This window comes from Nocardia arthritidis NBRC 100137, from assembly GCF_001612765.1.
GTDB classification, from domain to species: Bacteria; Actinomycetota; Actinomycetes; order Mycobacteriales; family Mycobacteriaceae; genus Nocardia; species Nocardia arthritidis.
Genome location: NZ_BDBB01000014.1, coordinates 30,265 through 46,154, shown reverse-complemented (window position 1 = coordinate 46,154; position 15,890 = coordinate 30,265). Strand labels below are relative to the sequence as shown.

The window sequence follows — 15,890 nt, the reverse complement described above, 5'->3', positions numbered from 1 at the left end:
GGGCGCGACCGTGGTGCTCGCCGGCCGCGACGAGCACGCCGTGGCCGCGGCGCGGGAGCAAGTGATGAGCGCGGCCCGCGATCGCCGCGCGGCGGTCGAAGCGATCCGGATCGACCTCGGTACCGAGGACTCCATCGTCCGGGCAGCCGAGGAAGTCGGTGAGCTCGACTACCTGGTGTCAGTGGCCGCGTCCCACGCGAACGGGCTCGTGGCCGAGCTGGATCGGGCGGCGATCATGCGGGCCTTCGACGCCAAGGTGATCGGTCCGATTCTGCTCGGCAAGCACTTCGGCGCCCGGATCAGGCCGGGCGGAGCGCTGCTGCTGTTCTCCGGAGTAGCCGCGTGGCGGCCCGCGCCGGGACGGACGGTGATGGCGACGACCAATGGCGCGGTGAGTTTCCTCGCCGAGGCGCTGGCGGTCGAGCTGGCGCCGGTCCGGGTGAACGCGCTGTCGCCGGGCATTGTCGACTCGGGCGTCTGGGACGGCATGGGCGAGCGGAAAGAGCACTTCTTCGGTGAGGTTGCGGCTGTCAATCCGGCGCGCCGGGTCGGCAGCCCCGCCGATATCTCCGCCGCGGCGCTGCTGGCGCTGACCAATCCCTTCTTGACCGGAACGACCCTGCACGTCGATGGGGGCGGCCGACTGGCCTGAGCGCGGATCGCATCGCTACCGGTTCGGTTCACCTTTGCCGAGTTCGGCGCGCCTACGCGCCAGGAAATTTCGTTCGGCCGCGTTGTCGGTGCGGTCGAGGGCGGCGTCGTAGGCGGCGACGGCGTCGGCGGTGCGCCCGAGACGGGCCAACAGATTCGCGCGGATGGCGTGGAACAGATGGAATCGCTCGAGAGCGAGGGCGTCGACCAGTGCCAATGCCGTCGCCGGACCGTCCACTTCGGCGACCGCCACCGCGCGGTTGAGGGCGACGACCGGGCTCGGTGTGAACGCGGTGAGCTGGTCGTAGAGCCGCAGGATCTGGGTCCAGTCGGTGGCCGCCGCGATCGCCGCGTCGGCGTGCACCGCGTTGATCGCCGCCTGCAGCTGATACGGCCCCGGCCGGTTGCGGCGCAGGCATTGCCGGACGAGGGTGTGCCCTTCGGCGACGAGGTCGCGGTCCCATCGGCTGCGATCCTGTTCCGCGAGGGGGATCAGGGAGCCGTCGGAGCCGATGCGCGCGGACCGGCGGGACTCGCTGAGCAGCATCAATGCGAGCAGGCCTGCCACCTCGGGCTCGTGCGGCATCAGCTCCGCCGTGAGACGCCCCAGGCGAATCGCCTCGGCGCAGAGATCGGCCTTGACCAGCCGCGCACCGGAGGAGGCCGTGTGTCCCTCGGTGAAGATCAGGTAGACGACGGCGAGTACCGCGCGCAGCCGGGTGGGCAGGTCCGCGTCGGCGGGCACCCGGTACGGGATGCGGGCGTCGCGGATCTTGCCTTTGGCGCGAACGAGGCGCTGCGCCATGGTGGTTTCGGAGACCAGGAACGCGCGGGCGATCTCGGCGGTGCTCAACCCCCCGAGCAGCCGGAGAGTCAGCGCCACCTGCGCCTCCGGTGCCAGAGCGGGGTGACAGCAGGTGAAGATCAACCGCAGCCGGTCGTCGCGCACGGCGCTCACCGCCTCCTCCGGCTCGTCCTCGGCGTGCAGGAGGGCGGCCTGCGCGTGCCGGTCCGCGCGAGAGGCCTCGCGGCGCAGGCGGTCGATGGCCCGGTTACGCGCGGTGGTGATGATCCAGCCGGGCGGGCTCGGCGGGAGACCGTCGGCGGGCCAACGCTGGACGGCGGCGGTGAAGGCGTCCTGCACCGCGTCCTCGGCGACGTTGATGTCGCCGAAGACGCGGATCAGGCTCGCGACCGCACGCCCGTAATGCTCCGCGAAGACCGTTTCGATCACCGAGCCGGTCACGGGTTCGCCCATCTGTCAGTCCTGGATCGGACGGACCTCGACGGGCAGGCCGACGACGGCGGTGAGCTTGCGGCCCCATTCCAGCGCTTCGTCGAGATCGGCGGCGCGGATGACGGTGAACCCGCCGATGTGCTCCTTGCCTTCGACGTACGGGCCGTCGGTGATCAGCACGTCCTCGCCGCGGGCGTGCAACACGGTCGCGGTGCCGGGCGCGTGCAGACCGGCGGCGAACACCCAGGTTCCCGCCGCCCGCATCTCGTCGTTCAGCGCGCCGAGTTCGCGCATGATCTCGTCCAGGTTCTCCGGCACGCCCGTGTCGGGCTGGTAGATGCTGAGCAAGTAGTGCTTCATCGCGTCGTCCTCCTCATCCGCGCCGGTAGGTGGTGATGACGACATCGGTTCCGGTTGTCACCGTGTCGGTCATCCGCAGGCCGCCCAGCGCCACGCCGTCGAACAATCGGCGGCCCGAACCGAGTACCAAGGGGTGGATCAGCAGGAGGTACTCGTCCACCAGATCGTGGCGCATCAGCGAGCGCAACAGCTCACCACTGCCCAGCACCACCAGATTCCGGTCCGGTTCCCGCCGCCGCAACTCGGGGACCGCCGTCACCGCGTCACCGCCGAGCCATGTCGAGTTCTGCCAGGCCAGTGGCCCGCTACCGGTGCGGGAAGCGACGAACTTCTCGGTCTTGTCCAGCGCATCGGCCATCGGGTTGCCGACCTGTCGCGGCCAGTATCCCGCGAAGTCCTCGTAGGTGCGCCTGCCGAGCAGCAGCGCGCCGCGGTTCGCGGCCATGTGCCTGCCCATGACCTCGGCCTGCACCGGGTCGTCGTGCCGGTGCGCCCAGCCGCCGTGCGCGAATCCGTCTCGGGTGTCCTCGTCCGTCCGCCCGGGCGCCTGCATGACGCCGTCCAGGGTCAGGTGCTCCACCGCGATGATCTTGCTCATCTGCGCTCCTTCCGGGACCGGCGCGGCGCCGGTCGCACCATCTATACGAACGGGCCCCCGGCGGATCGACAGCGTCGCCGAGAATCTTCGCTCAGGATGAACAGCCGCGAGAAGTCTCGACGGGTGCGGGCAAGAGACGTTGGATCTCGCCATAGCTGACGATTCCCGGCGGAATGGAAGCGTCGTGCCGCACGGCGCGTGCGACGTCCAGCGCGGCCGACAGCGCCGCCCGGTACAGCAGCGACCCGGTACTGATCCGGCGCACGCCCAGCTCGGTCAGCGTCGCGAGGCCCGGGCCATCGGCCGAATAGAGGACGTTCACGGGCACTTCACTCGCCGCCACGACTTGCTCGATACGTGCCGGGTCGGTCAGGCCGGGCACGAAGACGCCGTCGGCTCCGGCCGCGGCATACCGGCGTACGCGATCGTGGGTGGAGCGGTGATCGAGCCCCAGCCAGTAGCTGTCGACGCGAGCGTTGACGAACAGTTCCGGTGTGCGCTCCTTGACCGCCGCGATCAGCGCGGCCTGGTGCTCGGGTGCGGCGAGCGCCGATCCGAGGCGGCCGTCTTCCAGGTTGACGCCCGCGATCCCGCAGGCCGCGAGCTGTCCGGCGAAATCCGCGACCGCGCCCGGCCGCTCGTCGAACCCGGCCTCGATGTCCACGGTAACCGGGATCGGCAGCCGCGCGAGGCGCCGGGCCGAGGCGAACGTCTCCGCCTTTGTGACGCCCGCGCCGTCGGTGCGCCCAGCCGCGGCGGCCACGCCCAAGCTGGTGGTGCCGATCGCCGCGAATCCCTCGTTGGCCAGCAGGGCGGCCGAGGCGAAGTCCCAGGCGTTCGGCAGGACGAGGGGACGGTCGCGGTGGTGCAGGCCGCGGAAGATCTCGAACTTGGCCGGCGGGGTCGCCGCCGCAGAAGGCGAAGTCATGCCGCGACCGTAGCCACGGGACATTTCGGTGAGCGCCGAAACGACGGCCCGCCATGATGGTGTGGTGGCGACCAGAGGAACCGAACTGGCGGGCTTGGCCGCACTGCTCGCCGACCGCACCCGCGCCGACATCTGCCTTGCACTGGTGGACGGGCGGGCCTGGACCGCGGGCGAACTCGCGCGCCACACCGGTGTCGCGCCGTCCACCGCGACCGAGCATCTGGATCGCCTGCGCGACGGAGGGCTGGTGGTCGAGCACCGGCAGGGCAGGCACCGCTATCTGCGACTGGCCGGCCCGCAGGTCGCGGACCTGCTCGAGACCATGGTCGCTCATCTCGACCCGCCCGCCGCCCCCGTGACCGGGCTGCGCACCGCCACCGTCGCGGCCGTGCTGGTCCGTGGCCGCACTTGTTACGACCACCTCGCGGGCCGCCTGGGCGTGACCGTCACCGACGCCATGACCGCGCGCGGCCTGCTGAGCGATGACGGTGGTTTCGCGCTGACGGAGTCCGGCTCGGCGTGGCTGACCGGGCCGATGGGCGTCGACCCTGCCGCATTGCGCGCCACGCGCCGCCCGGTGGCGCGGCCCTGTCTCGATTGGACCGAACGCCGGGTCCATCTGGGCGGCTCGGCGGGCGCGCAGCTGTGCCGCCGCCTGAAAGATCTGGAGTGGATCAAGAGCGTCGGCAGCGGACGCGCCGTGCGCGTCACCGCGCTCGGCGAAGCCGGACTAGCGCAAGCGCTGGACATCGACCCGCTCGCATTGCGCTGACCTGCGACGACCCGGACGGGCGGGATGCGGTCCGCCGTGCCGTTTGCGCGCGGACCGGGCGGGTATCAGGTTCTCGTGACCACGCTCGCGGCGACCAGGCTGTGAATGAGCTTGCATAGTCATGCATAATCATCACATGGTTGATTCCTCGGTCGGACCCGTCGTGCGGGTCGCGGTAGCCGGTGCCAGCGGGTACGCGGGCGGCGAAGTGTTGCGTCTGCTGCTGGGGCATCCGGCCTACCGAACCGGGCGCCTCGTCATCGGGGCGCTGACCGCGGGCTCGAACGCCGGCACCGCGCTGGGGGAGTTGCAGCCGCATCTGTTGCCGCTGGCCGACCGGGTGCTCACGCCGACCACGACAGCGGAACTGGCCGGCCACGACGTGGTCTTCCTCGGCCTGCCGCATGGCCAGTCGGCGGCCATCGCCGCCGAACTCCCCGAGTCCACGGTGATCATCGACTGCGGCGCCGACTTCCGCCTCACCGACCCGAAGGCCTGGGAGAAATACTACGGCAGCCCGCACGCGGGCAGCTGGCCCTACGGTCTGCCCGAGCTGCCCGGCGGCCGGGAGAAACTGCGCGGTGCGACGCGGATCGCGGTCCCCGGCTGCTATCCGACCGTCGCCAGCCTCGCGCTGGCCCCCGCCGTCGCCGCGGGCATCGTGGAGCCCGCCGTGCACGTGGTCGCGGTGAGCGGCGCCTCCGGCGCGGGCCGCAAGCTGGACATCGGCCTGCTGGGGTCGGAGGTGATGGGTTCGGCGCGGGCCTACGGGATCGCGGGCGCGCACCGGCACACACCGGAGATCGCGCAGAACCTGACGGCGGCGAGCGGCACGGATGTCGCGGTGTCGTTCACACCGGTCCTCGCGCCGATGCCGCGCGGCATCCTCGCCACCTGCACCGCGCCGACCCGCGTGGACGCCGCGCAGGCGCGCGCGGTCTACGAGAAAGCCTATGCCGACGAGCCTTTCGTGCACCTGCTGCCGGAGGGCACGCTGCCGCAGACCGGTTCGGTGCTCGGCTCCAACGCCGTCACCCTGCAGGTGGCGGTGGACGCCGACGCGGGCCTGCTCGTGGTGATCGGCGCGATCGACAACTTGACCAAGGGCACCGCGGGCGCCGCGGTCCAATCGATGAACCTGGCCCTCGGATTCGAAGAGACCGAAGGACTTTCCACCGTAGGAGTGGCACCGTGACGACAGTCGACATCGCCGACGGCAAGCTGGTCCGGACGCAGGGCGTGACCGCCCCGCTCGGCTTCCGCGCGGCGGGCATCGCCGCGGGCATCAAGGCCAGCGGCAAGCCCGATCTGGCGCTGGTGTTCAACGAGGGGCCGGAGTACCCGGCCGCGGGCGTGTTCACCCGCAACAAGGTGAAAGCCGCTCCGGTGCAGTGGTCCCAGCAAGTGCTGACCGGCAAGCGGCTGCGCGCGGTGATCCTGAACTCCGGCGGCGCCAATGCCTGCACCGGGCCGGGCGGATTCCAGGACACCCACAAGACCGCCGAGGAACTCGCCGCCGCGCTGAGCAATTGGGGCACCGAGACCGGCGCGGGCGAGATCGCCGTCTGCTCGACCGGACTGATCGGCGACCGGCTCCCGATGGACAAGCTGCTCCCCGCCGTCACCGAGATCGTGCACGAGATGGGCGGCGGACTGTCCGGCGGCTCGGATGCCGCCTGGGCCATCATGACCACCGACACCGTGCCCAAGGAGGCGGCGTTCCACCACCGCGACAAGTGGAACGTCGGCGGCATGGCGAAGGGCGCGGGCATGCTCGCCCCCTCGCTGGCGACCATGCTGGTGGTGCTCACCACCGACGCGGCGGTGACCGCCGAGCAGCTCGACCAAGCGCTGCGCAACGCCGCCGCGCGGACCTTCGACCGGCTCGACGTCGACGGCTCCTGCTCCACCAACGACACCGTGCTGCTGCTGGCCAACGGCGCCAGCGAAGTCACGCCGAGCCAGGAGGAACTCGACGCCGCCGTGCTCGCGGTCTGCGACGACCTGGCCGCCCAGCTGATGGCCGACGCCGAGGGCGTCACCAAACGGGTGCTGGTCACCGTCGCGGGCGCGGCCACCGAGGACGAGGCCGTCGCCGCGGCGCGCACCGTCGCCCGCGACAGCCTGGTCAAGACGGCGCTGTTCGGGTCGGACCCGAACTGGGGCCGGGTGCTCGCGGCGGTCGGCATGGCGCCGATCACCCTCGACCCGAACCGGATCTCGGTGTCGTTCAACGGCAAACCGGTGTGCATCGATGGCGTCGGCGCGCCCGGCGCCCGCGCGGTCGACCTGTCCGGCACCGACATCGAGGTGCTGATCGAGCTGAACGTCGGATCGGCGAGCGCGAGCATCCGCACCACCGACCTCTCGCACGGTTACGTCGAAGAGAACTCGGCCTACAGCTCATGACCAGTCAGGTGCTGCATTCGCTCTCCGCGCTGGACAAGGCGCACGTCCTGGCCGACGCCCTGCCGTGGTTGCAGAAGTTCCGGGACAAGATCGTCGTCGTGAAGTACGGCGGCAACGCCATGATCGACGATCACCTCAAGCATGCCTTCGCCGCCGACATGGCGTTCCTGCGCACGGTCGGTGTGCACCCGGTGGTCGTGCACGGCGGCGGCCCGCAGATCAGCGCGATGCTGAAGAAGCTCGGCCTGCAAGGCGAATTCCGCGGCGGCTTCCGGGTGACCACTCCGGAGGTGATGGACGTGGTGCGGATGGTGCTGTTCGGCCAGGTCGGTCGCGAACTGGTCGGCCTGATCAACTCGCACGGCCCGTACGCGGTCGGCATCTCCGGTGAGGACGCCGGGCTGTTCACCGCGACCCGACGCACCGTCGAGGTGGACGGCGAGCCCACCGACATCGGCCTGGTCGGCGACGTCACCGAGGTGAACCCGGACGCCGTGCTGGACCTGATCGGCGCTGGCCGCATCCCCGTGGTGTCGACCATCGCGCCCGACGCCGAGGGCGTGGTGCACAACATCAACGCCGACACCGCCGCCGCGGCGCTCGCCGAGGGCATCGGCGCCGAGAAACTGGTGGTGCTCACCGACGTCGAGGGCCTGTACACGAACTGGCCGGACCGGTCCTCGCTCACCTCCAGCATCGATACGGCCGCGCTGGCCGAGTTGCTCCCGCGCCTGGATGCGGGCATGGTGCCCAAAATGGAAGCCTGTCTGCGCGCGGTATCGGCCGGTGTGCCGACCGCGCATGTCATCGACGGCCGGGTCCCGCACGCCGTGTTGCTGGAACTGTTCACCGGAGAAGGAATCGGAACGATGGTGACCCCCGCCCCGCTGATCCCGAACGGGTCCGGCGCACCGAACGGAACGAAACAATGAGCACAGCTGAACTGCAGAAGCGGTGGTCCGCCGCGTTGATGAACAACTACGGCACGCCGAAGGTCGCGCTGGTGCGCGGCGCGGGGTCCGTGGTCTACGACGCGGACGGCAAGCGCTACGTCGACTTCCTCGGCGGCATCGCGGTCAACAGTCTCGGCCACGCCCACCCGGCGATCCTGGAGGCGGTCACCCAGCAACTCGGCACGCTCGGGCACGTGTCGAATCTGTACGCCAGCGAGCCGGTCGTCGAGCTGGCCGAGCGGTTGCTCGCGCACTTCGGCGACGGCGAGGGCCGGGCGTTCTTCTGCAACTCCGGCACCGAGGCCGTCGAGGCGGCGTTCAAGATCGCCCGGCTCACCGGGCGGCCCAAGATCGTCGCCTGCGAAGAGGCCTTCCACGGCCGCACCATGGGCGCGCTAGCTCTCACCGGCCAGCCGTCCAAGCGCACCCCCTTCGAACCGATGCCCCCCGGCGTCGTGCATGTGCCCTACGGTGACGCCGCGGCCCTGGAGGCTGCGGTCGACGAGGACACCGCCGCGGTGTTCCTCGAACCGATCATGGGGGAGAGCGGCGTGGTGGTACCGCCGTTCGACTACCTGGCCAAGGCGCGCGAGATCACCGCGCGCAACGGAGCGCTGCTGGTGCTCGACGAAGTACAGACCGGCATCGGCCGGACCGGGAAGTTCTATGCCCACCAGGCCGTCGGCATCGTGCCCGACGTGATCACGCTGGCAAAGGGCCTCGGCGGTGGGCTGCCCATCGGCGCGGTGCTGGCCAACGGCCGCGCGGCCGATCTGCTCACCCCCGGCATGCACGGCACCACCTTCGGCGGCAATCCGGTGTGCGCGGCGGCGGCGCTCGCGGTGCTGCGCACGATCGACGAGACCGATCTGCTCTCGCACGTCGAGTCGGTCGGCAAGCGGCTCAGCGACGGGATCGAGCTGCTGCAGCACCCCCTCATCGGCCAGGTGCGCGGTGCGGGCCTGCTGCTGGGCATCGTGCTCACCGACGAGGTCTCCGCACACGTCGAGGCGCGGGCGCGGGAGGCGGGCTACCTCGTCAACCCGGCCAAGCCCGACGTGATTCGGCTGGCGCCGCCGCTGGTGCTCACCGAGACCCAGGCGGACAACTTCGTCGCCGACCTGCCGGAGATCCTCGACGCCGCGCTCGTGGACGCGAAAGGGGCTGCGGCGCAATGAGTTTTATCAGGCACTTCCTGCGTGACGACGATGTCAGCCCCGCCGAGCAGGCCGAGATCCTCGCCCTCGCCGCCGAACTCAAGAAATCACCCTTCGCGCGGCGCCCGCTCGAAGGCCCGCGCGGCGTCGGCGTGATCTTCGAGAAGAACTCCACCCGCACCCGGTTCTCCTTCGAGATGGGCATCGCCCAGCTCGGCGGGCACGCGGTGGTCGTCGACGGCCGCGACACCCAGCTGGGCAGGGAGGAGACGCTCGGCGACACCGGCCGGGTGCTGTCCCGGTACGTGGACGCCATCGTGTGGCGCACCTTCGAGCAGTCCCGGCTGGACGAGATGGCCGCCACCGCGACGGTGCCGGTGGTCAACGCGCTGTCCGACGAGTTCCATCCCTGCCAGGTGCTCGCGGACCTGCAGACGCTCGCCGAGCACAAGGGCGACCTGACCGGCCGTGAACTGGCCTACTTCGGCGACGGCGCCAACAACATGGCGCATTCGCTGCTGCTCGGCGGCGTCACGGCGGGCCTGAACGTGACCATCGCCGCCCCCGCCGGTTTCGAGCCGCAGCCGTGGGTGGTGGAGGCCGCGCGCAAGCGGGCCGCCGAGACCGGTGCCACCATCACGGTGACCGGAGACCCGGTCGCCGCCGCGTGGGGCGCCGACGCGCTGGTCACCGATACCTGGACCTCCATGGGACAGGAGAACGACGGCCTGGACCGAGTCGGTCCGTTCCGGCCGTTCCAGCTCAACACCGAGTTGCTCGCGCACGCCAAGCCGGACGCCGTCGTGCTGCACTGCCTGCCCGCCCACCGCGGTGAAGAGGTCACCGACGAGGTGCTCGACGGGCCGCACAGCGTGGTGTGGGACGAGGCGGAGAACCGCCTGCACGCGCAGAAAGCGCTGCTGGTCTGGCTGCTCGAGCGACGATCCGGGGGAGCGGCGTGAGCGAGGATGGCGGGCGAACCGGCGCGTCGCCTGCCCGTCGCGGCTTACCGGGCCGGACGGTGCACTGCGGAGATGGCGCGCGGTCGCGGATGATGCCGCCGAACTCCGGCGAGGCGTCGTCGTGAGCGTCTCGCAGTCGGAATCGGGACGAAGCGGCCCGGCCATCGCACGCACCCGTGCCGGGCGGCAGTCGCGCATCATCGAACTGCTGTCGGCGCACGCGGTGCGCAGCCAGACCGAGCTGGCGGCGCTGCTCGCGGCCGAAGGCATCGAGACCACGCAGGCGACGCTGTCGCGGGACCTGGACGAACTGGGCGCGGTGAAGCTGCGCGCCGCCGACGGTGGCGCGGGCGTCTACGTGGTGCCCGAGGACGGCAGCCCCGTCCGCGGCGTCACCGGCGGCACCGACCGGTTGTCCAAGCTGCTCGGCGACCTGCTGGTCTCCACCGACGCCAGCGGCAACATCGCGGTCCTGCGCACTCCGCCCGGCGCCGCGCACTACCTGGCCAGTGCTCTCGACCGCGCCGCCCTGCCGTACATCGTGGGCACCATCGCGGGCGACGACACCATCGCCGTCTTCGCCCGCGAGCCGCTGAGCGGGGCCGAAGTAGCCACGAAGATCGAACAACTAGCCTGAGTCGGGCGCGTCCGTGCGACTCGCCTACATCGCTGAGTCCGCGACGTGCAGCGATAGGCAGTCCGATGCGCGGTTCGCTCGGCCTGAATTTCGGGCGCTGACCTGCCGGCGGGGCGTGCGGTTTCGGCTCCTTTTCGCCCACGGGTAGGCATCGCGAGCGCGGGGGACGGCGGCTGTGCGAGGGTGTAGACGGAGCTGTTGTCCCTGCACAGGGCGACGCCCCACCCGATTATGAATGGGCTTGCATCGTCGTGCATAATCATTTGCAGGACGTGCGGGCCGCTGTGGCGGGAAGCCGGTCCGTATCACGCACACGAACCATCGAGGAGCACACAGAACATGTCCGAGCGCGTCGTACTCGCCTACTCCGGTGGGCTGGACACCTCCGTCGCGATCAGCTGGATCGGCAAGGAGACCGGCGCCGAAGTGGTGGCGGTGGCCATCGACCTCGGCCAGGGTGGCGAGGACATGAACGTGGTGCGCCAGCGCGCCCTCGATTGCGGCGCCGTCGAGGCGATCGTGATCGACGCCCGCGACGAGTTCGCCGAGCAGTACTGCCTGCCCACCATCCAGGCCAACGCGCTGTACATGGGCCAGTATCCGCTGGTGTCGGCGATCAGCCGCCCGCTGATCGTCAAGCACCTGGTCGAGGCCGCGAAGTTCCACGGCGCGAGCACCGTCGCGCACGGCTGCACCGGCAAGGGCAACGATCAGGTCCGTTTCGAGGTCGGCATCGGCGCGCTCGCGCCCGACCTCAACGTGATCGCCCCGGTCCGCGACTACGCGTGGACCCGGGAGAAGGCCATCGCCTTCGCCGAGGAGAACTCGCTGCCGATCAACGTCACCAAGAAGTCGCCGTTCTCCATCGACCAGAACGTCTGGGGCCGCGCGGTCGAGACCGGGTTCCTCGAGGACCTGTGGAACGCCCCGACCAAGGACGTCTACGACTACACCTCCGACCCCACCGTCAACTTCGAGGCCCCGGACGAACTGATCGTCACGTTCGACAAGGGCGTGCCGGTGGCCATCGACGGCCGCCAGGTGAGCGTGCTGGAGGCGATCGTCGAACTGAACAAGCGTGCGGGCCGCCAGGGCGTGGGCCGGCTGGATATGGTCGAGGACCGCCTGGTCGGCATCAAGAGCCGCGAGATCTACGAGGCGCCCGGGGCCCTCGCATTGATCACCGCGCACCAGGCGCTCGAGCATGTCACCATCGAGCGCGAGCTGGGCCGCTACAAGCGCCAGGTCGAACAGCGCTGGGGCGAACTGGCCTACGACGGCCTGTGGTTCTCCCCGCTCAAGCGGGCGCTGGACGCCTTCATCGGCGACACCCAGCAGCACGTGTCCGGCGACATCCGGATGGTCCTGCACGGCGGCTCCGCCGTGGTCAACGGCCGCCGCTCGGAGCAGTCGCTCTACGACTTCAACCTGGCCACCTACGACGAGGGCGACACCTTCGACCAGTCGCTGGCCAAGGGCTTCGTGCAGATCCACGGCCTGTCGTCCAAGGTCGCCGCCCGCCGCGACCTCAACCAGAAGTAGGCACCGGGCGTGCCGGTGCCCTGACCCGCACCGGCACGCCGACGGCCCGCGCCCGCTGCCTCGAGATGGCATCGGCCGTGCGCGACACCGCTCATACCAGCGACGCCGATCCCGGAGACGTCGGTCTCCGAGATCAGCGCGGCGCAGCCCGGGCGCGAGGTCGCGGCTCGGCGACAGCCTTCGGCGTGTGGCGACCCCCGCCGTGGGCGCACGACCACGACCACGACAATTGATCTCGCAGGGACGGGTACGCCCAGAACCAGAGCGACATCTGACGCAGGACCTGAACACAACCCACCGGTCACCCGACTGGTACGGCCTGAGAACTCGGAGAGGCGGACGAGCATGAGTGGCGGTACGAACCAAGGCGCGCTGTGGGGCGGGCGATTCGCCTCCGGCCCGGCCGAGGCCATGGCCGCGCTGAGCAAGTCGACGCATTTCGACTGGGCGCTGGCCCCCTACGACATCCGTGCCTCGAAGGCGCACGCGCGGGTTCTGCACAAAGCGGGCCTGCTGTCGGACACCGATCTGTCCGGCATGCTGGACGGGCTGGACCGCCTCGCTGCGGACGTGGCCTCCGGCGCGTTCGGCCCCGTCGAGTCGGACGAGGACGTGCACGGCGCGCTCGAACGCGGCCTGATCGAGCGGGTCGGCGCGGAACTCGGTGGACGTCTGCGGGCGGGACGTTCCCGCAACGACCAGGTGGCCACGCTGTTCCGGATGTGGCTGCGCGACGGTGTGCGCCGGGTGGCCGCTGGCGTGCTCGCGGTGATCGACGCACTGGTCGAGCAGGCCGCCGCGCACCCGGACGCGGTGATGCCGGGCAAGACGCACTTGCAGGCGGCGCAGCCGGTGCTGCTGGCGCACCATCTGCTCGCGCACGCCCATCCGCTGCTGCGCGACCTCGACCGGCTGCGCGACTTCGACCGCCGGGCGGCGGTGTCGCCCTACGGTTCCGGCGCGCTCGCGGGTTCCTCGCTCGGACTCGACCCGGAGGCGATCGCCGCGGAACTGGATTTCGACGCGGCGGCCGCCAACTCCATCGACGCCACCTCGGCGCGGGACTTCGCCGCCGAGGCCGCGTTCGTGCTCGCCATGATCGGCGTCGACCTGAGCCGGATGGCCGAAGAGGTGATCATCTGGAGCACCCCGGAGTTCGGCTACGTCACGCTGGCCGACGCTTGGTCTACCGGCTCGTCGATCATGCCGCAGAAGAAGAATCCGGACGTCTCCGAGCTGACCCGCGGCAAGGCGGGCCGGTTGATCGGCAACCTCACCGGCCTGCTGGCCACCCTCAAGGCGCAGCCGCTGGCCTACAACCGCGATCTGCAAGAAGACAAAGAACCCCTCTTCGACTCGGTCGCGCAACTGGAACTGCTGCTGCCGGCCATCGCGGGCCTGGTCTCGACGCTCACCTTCCACACCGACCGGATGGCCGAACTCGCACCCGCCGGGTTCACCCTGGCCACCGATATCGCCGAATGGCTTGTGCGCCAAGGCGTTCCGTTCCGGGTCGCGCACGAGGCGGCCGGCGCGTGCGTGCGCGCCGCCGAGTCCCGCGGCGTCGGCCTCGACGAGCTCACCGACGAGGAGTTCGCCGCCGTCGACCCGGCGCTGACCGGGAAGGTGCGCGAGGTGCTCACCGTGCAGGGGTCCATCGCGTCCCGCAACGCCCGGGGCGGCACGGCCGGTGTTCGGGTCGCGGCGCAGCTCGCCGAGGTGCGTGCTGCGGCGGCCGCGGCGCGGGACTGGCTGGGCTGACACCGGTCGGGCTGGGCGGCCGCCGGATTCGAAGCAGTTCGCCGCCGTCGGCGCGGGCCCGGCCGGTCGGGAATCGCTGTGGGCGAACCTACCTCGTGACAGTGATATCGGCGCCGCTGAACAACAGATCGCTGCGCCGCCGGGGACCGCGACCGGAATCCGGCAGCAGTTCGGCCTCCGGCGCCAGCTCGCGCAACTGCCGGAGAAACACTTCGACGGCCAACGTCGCCATGCTCTTGCCGGGGCAGACGTGTCTGCCGAAGCCGAAGGTCAACGGCAACTTGCCGGTCCCGTCCAGGGCCAGGCAGTCGGGGAAGGCCTCCGGGTCACGGTTGGCCGCGGCGAACAGCACGAGTACCGGTCCGGCGGGTAGCCGCGTGCCGCTGGACAGCACGACCGGCGTCCTGGCTTGACGTTTCCACGCCACCAACCCGGGATCCAGCTGCAGGATCTTCGCCGCCACCCGGGTGCCGCCGTCCGGCTCGGTCAGCAGGTCCCACCACACGCGGTCCGGATCGCCGAGCAACCGCTGGACGCCTTGCTGGATGCTGCCGCTGACCGTGTGCACTCCCGCGGCAAGGGAATTCGCCATGGCGGATACCGCGATCCGATGGGAGAGCCCGGCATCGCGCAGCCTGCGGGCGAATCCGGTCGCCTCGCTGCCCCGGCCCTTTCGCACCGCTGCTCCGCTCACCGTGAACAACCAGCCGAGCGCGCTCACCGCGTCGGCCAGTTCGCGTCCGCGCATCACCCGACCGAGCAGCCCCGATTGAGCTCCGCTCCACGCGGCCACGTGCGGCCAGTCCGCCGCGGGCAGGCCTACCGCCGCACCGACGGTCCGTGCGGCGTAGCCGATCGAAAGCGCGGTAACGTCCAGCGGAGAACCGTTCCGGAATCCGGTCTCTCGCACAGCCTCGTGGAAGTGCTCGATCATTTCCGCGGCCCGGGCGGGCCGATCGGCCGGGGAGATGGTGAAATGTCCCGACGGCCCGGCCATGGTGTTCCATACGCGCCTGTGCAACCGGTCGTCGGCCAGGTTGGCGGTGGCCTTCGCGGGCGGCGGAATCAGGTGCCGGACGAACGGCGGGATGGCTCGCGGTGTCGCCGCGATCCGCGCGTAACCCACCAGCGGATCCAGCGAATTCGCATTCGAGATGCCCGGCGTGGCCGCCTCCAGCGCTTCGCGCACGTCGGCGTACTTCCAGATCATCCGCAGCCCGGACCGATGCGCATAGCTCGGCTCGGGCCACTCGTGCAATCGCCGATACCGTTCGTCGCGCTCGGCGTACGGCAACTCGTTGCACGTCACCTCATCGAACGGAAAACCGGTCACCGCAACACCCGAGCTACGCATCGGCCGATCGTATCGACGCGCAGGCCACGGCGACCGGGCCGTGAATCCCCGGGGCTGGGGAGCGGCTGCGCCGGTGGCCGAGTGCCGCTGTGCCTGCCCTGCGACTCTGACTACGCTGCGAAAATGACCTTGCTCCTGCTCGCCTTGGCCATCGCTTCCGAGGTGACCGCGACCGTTTCGCTGAAACTATCCGACGGATTCGCCAAGCTCGTCCCCTCGATCGTGGTGGTCGTCGGCTATTGTGCCGCGTTCTTCTTCCTGGCCCAGGCGTTGAAGCGGGGCATGCCGATCGGCGTGGCCTACGGCATCTGGTCGGCGGTCGGTGTCGCCGCGATCGCGCTGATCGGCGTGCTGTTCCTGGAGGAGCGGCTCACCCTCGTGCAACTCGGCGGCATCGCACTGGTGATACTCGGCGTACTGGCCTTGGAACTCGGGGGAGCGCACTGACTTCCCCCCCGCCGCGCGCACCGGTGGCATATGGCTGCGGCATTTCGCGAGAAGGTGGTCTGCCACGCGATGGAGGTGGGGGAGGTGCCTTGCCTAAGCATCGAACGCGCCCCGTCGCCCTG

At 70.5% G+C, this 15,890-nt stretch carries 16 protein-coding genes; 11 read left to right on the top strand and 5 right to left on the bottom strand.

Going from position 1 to position 15,890, the window contains the following annotated elements; all coding sequences use genetic code 11:
* Positions 1 to 652 (top strand): SDR family oxidoreductase (locus NA8_RS11985; protein ID WP_157106657.1); only part of this gene is annotated, 652 nt, incomplete at its 5' end.
* Positions 653 to 667: 15 nt separating this feature from the next.
* Here NA8_RS11985 and NA8_RS11980 read toward each other — a convergent pair.
* The 4 genes from NA8_RS11980 to NA8_RS11965 form a co-directional block, all read right to left on the bottom strand.
* The gene (locus NA8_RS11980) at positions 668 to 1,909 is read right to left on the bottom strand and encodes an RNA polymerase sigma factor (RefSeq protein ID WP_174550070.1); all 1,242 of its coding nucleotides are present in this window, start codon (positions 1,907 to 1,909) and stop codon (positions 668 to 670) included.
* Between the two features lie 3 nt (positions 1,910 to 1,912).
* Complete coding sequence (locus tag NA8_RS11975) at positions 1,913 to 2,248, bottom strand: YciI family protein (protein WP_063050463.1); 336 nt, start codon at positions 2,246 to 2,248, stop codon at positions 1,913 to 1,915.
* Positions 2,249 to 2,261: 13 nt separating this feature from the next.
* A complete protein-coding gene (locus tag NA8_RS11970; RefSeq protein ID WP_063050462.1) occupies positions 2,262 to 2,846 on the bottom strand; it encodes a dihydrofolate reductase family protein in 585 nt (194 codons plus the stop codon).
* Positions 2,847 to 2,937: 91 nt separating this feature from the next.
* A complete protein-coding gene (locus NA8_RS11965; protein WP_063050461.1) occupies positions 2,938 to 3,774 on the bottom strand; it encodes an isocitrate lyase/PEP mutase family protein in 837 nt (278 codons plus the stop codon).
* Between the two features lie 64 nt (positions 3,775 to 3,838).
* Here NA8_RS11965 and NA8_RS11960 point away from each other — a divergent pair, with 64 nt between their 5' ends.
* From NA8_RS11960 to argH, 9 genes are all read left to right on the top strand, one after another.
* Positions 3,839 to 4,546, top strand: coding sequence for an ArsR/SmtB family transcription factor (locus tag NA8_RS11960; RefSeq protein ID WP_063050470.1), 708 nt, complete (start codon positions 3,839 to 3,841; stop codon positions 4,544 to 4,546).
* Between the two features lie 136 nt (positions 4,547 to 4,682).
* A complete protein-coding gene (gene argC / locus NA8_RS11955; RefSeq protein WP_084466718.1) occupies positions 4,683 to 5,741 on the top strand; it encodes an N-acetyl-gamma-glutamyl-phosphate reductase in 1,059 nt (352 codons plus the stop codon).
* Positions 5,738 to 6,955: a bifunctional glutamate N-acetyltransferase/amino-acid acetyltransferase ArgJ gene (gene argJ / locus NA8_RS11950; protein ID WP_063050459.1), complete on the top strand. Its 1,218-nt coding sequence runs from the start codon at positions 5,738 to 5,740 to the stop codon at positions 6,953 to 6,955. Before argC ends, argJ begins: the two co-directional genes overlap by 4 nt.
* The gene (gene argB, locus NA8_RS11945; RefSeq protein ID WP_063050458.1) at positions 6,952 to 7,887 is read left to right on the top strand and encodes an acetylglutamate kinase; all 936 of its coding nucleotides are present in this window, start codon (positions 6,952 to 6,954) and stop codon (positions 7,885 to 7,887) included. The genes argJ and argB overlap by 4 nt, the downstream gene beginning before the upstream one ends.
* On the top strand, positions 7,884 to 9,086 hold the full coding sequence (locus NA8_RS11940) for an acetylornithine transaminase (RefSeq protein ID WP_063050457.1): 1,203 nt from the start codon (positions 7,884 to 7,886) through the stop codon (positions 9,084 to 9,086). Before argB ends, NA8_RS11940 begins: the two co-directional genes overlap by 4 nt.
* Entirely contained in the window at positions 9,083 to 10,027 is a 945-nt protein-coding gene (gene argF / locus NA8_RS11935; protein WP_063050456.1) for an ornithine carbamoyltransferase, read from the top strand. Before NA8_RS11940 ends, argF begins: the two co-directional genes overlap by 4 nt.
* A 121-nt stretch (positions 10,028 to 10,148) precedes the next feature.
* Positions 10,149 to 10,664 (top strand): arginine repressor, encoded by a 516-nt coding sequence (locus NA8_RS11930; RefSeq protein WP_063050455.1) that lies wholly within the window; start codon positions 10,149 to 10,151, stop codon positions 10,662 to 10,664.
* Between the two features lie 339 nt (positions 10,665 to 11,003).
* A complete protein-coding gene (locus tag NA8_RS11925; RefSeq protein ID WP_040866126.1) occupies positions 11,004 to 12,206 on the top strand; it encodes an argininosuccinate synthase in 1,203 nt (400 codons plus the stop codon).
* A 345-nt stretch (positions 12,207 to 12,551) separates the two neighbouring features.
* The gene (gene argH / locus NA8_RS11920; protein ID WP_063050454.1) at positions 12,552 to 13,967 is read left to right on the top strand and encodes an argininosuccinate lyase; all 1,416 of its coding nucleotides are present in this window, start codon (positions 12,552 to 12,554) and stop codon (positions 13,965 to 13,967) included.
* Between the two features lie 88 nt (positions 13,968 to 14,055).
* On the opposite strand, the gene NA8_RS11915 is transcribed toward argH, so the two are convergent.
* On the bottom strand, positions 14,056 to 15,321 hold the full coding sequence (locus tag NA8_RS11915) for a cytochrome P450 family protein (RefSeq protein ID WP_157106656.1): 1,266 nt from the start codon (positions 15,319 to 15,321) through the stop codon (positions 14,056 to 14,058).
* A 123-nt stretch (positions 15,322 to 15,444) separates the two neighbouring features.
* Between NA8_RS11915 and NA8_RS11910 the strand changes: the two genes are divergently transcribed.
* Entirely contained in the window at positions 15,445 to 15,768 is a 324-nt protein-coding gene (locus NA8_RS11910; RefSeq protein ID WP_040866129.1) for a DMT family transporter, read from the top strand.
* Positions 15,769 to 15,890: the final 122 nt, after the last annotated feature.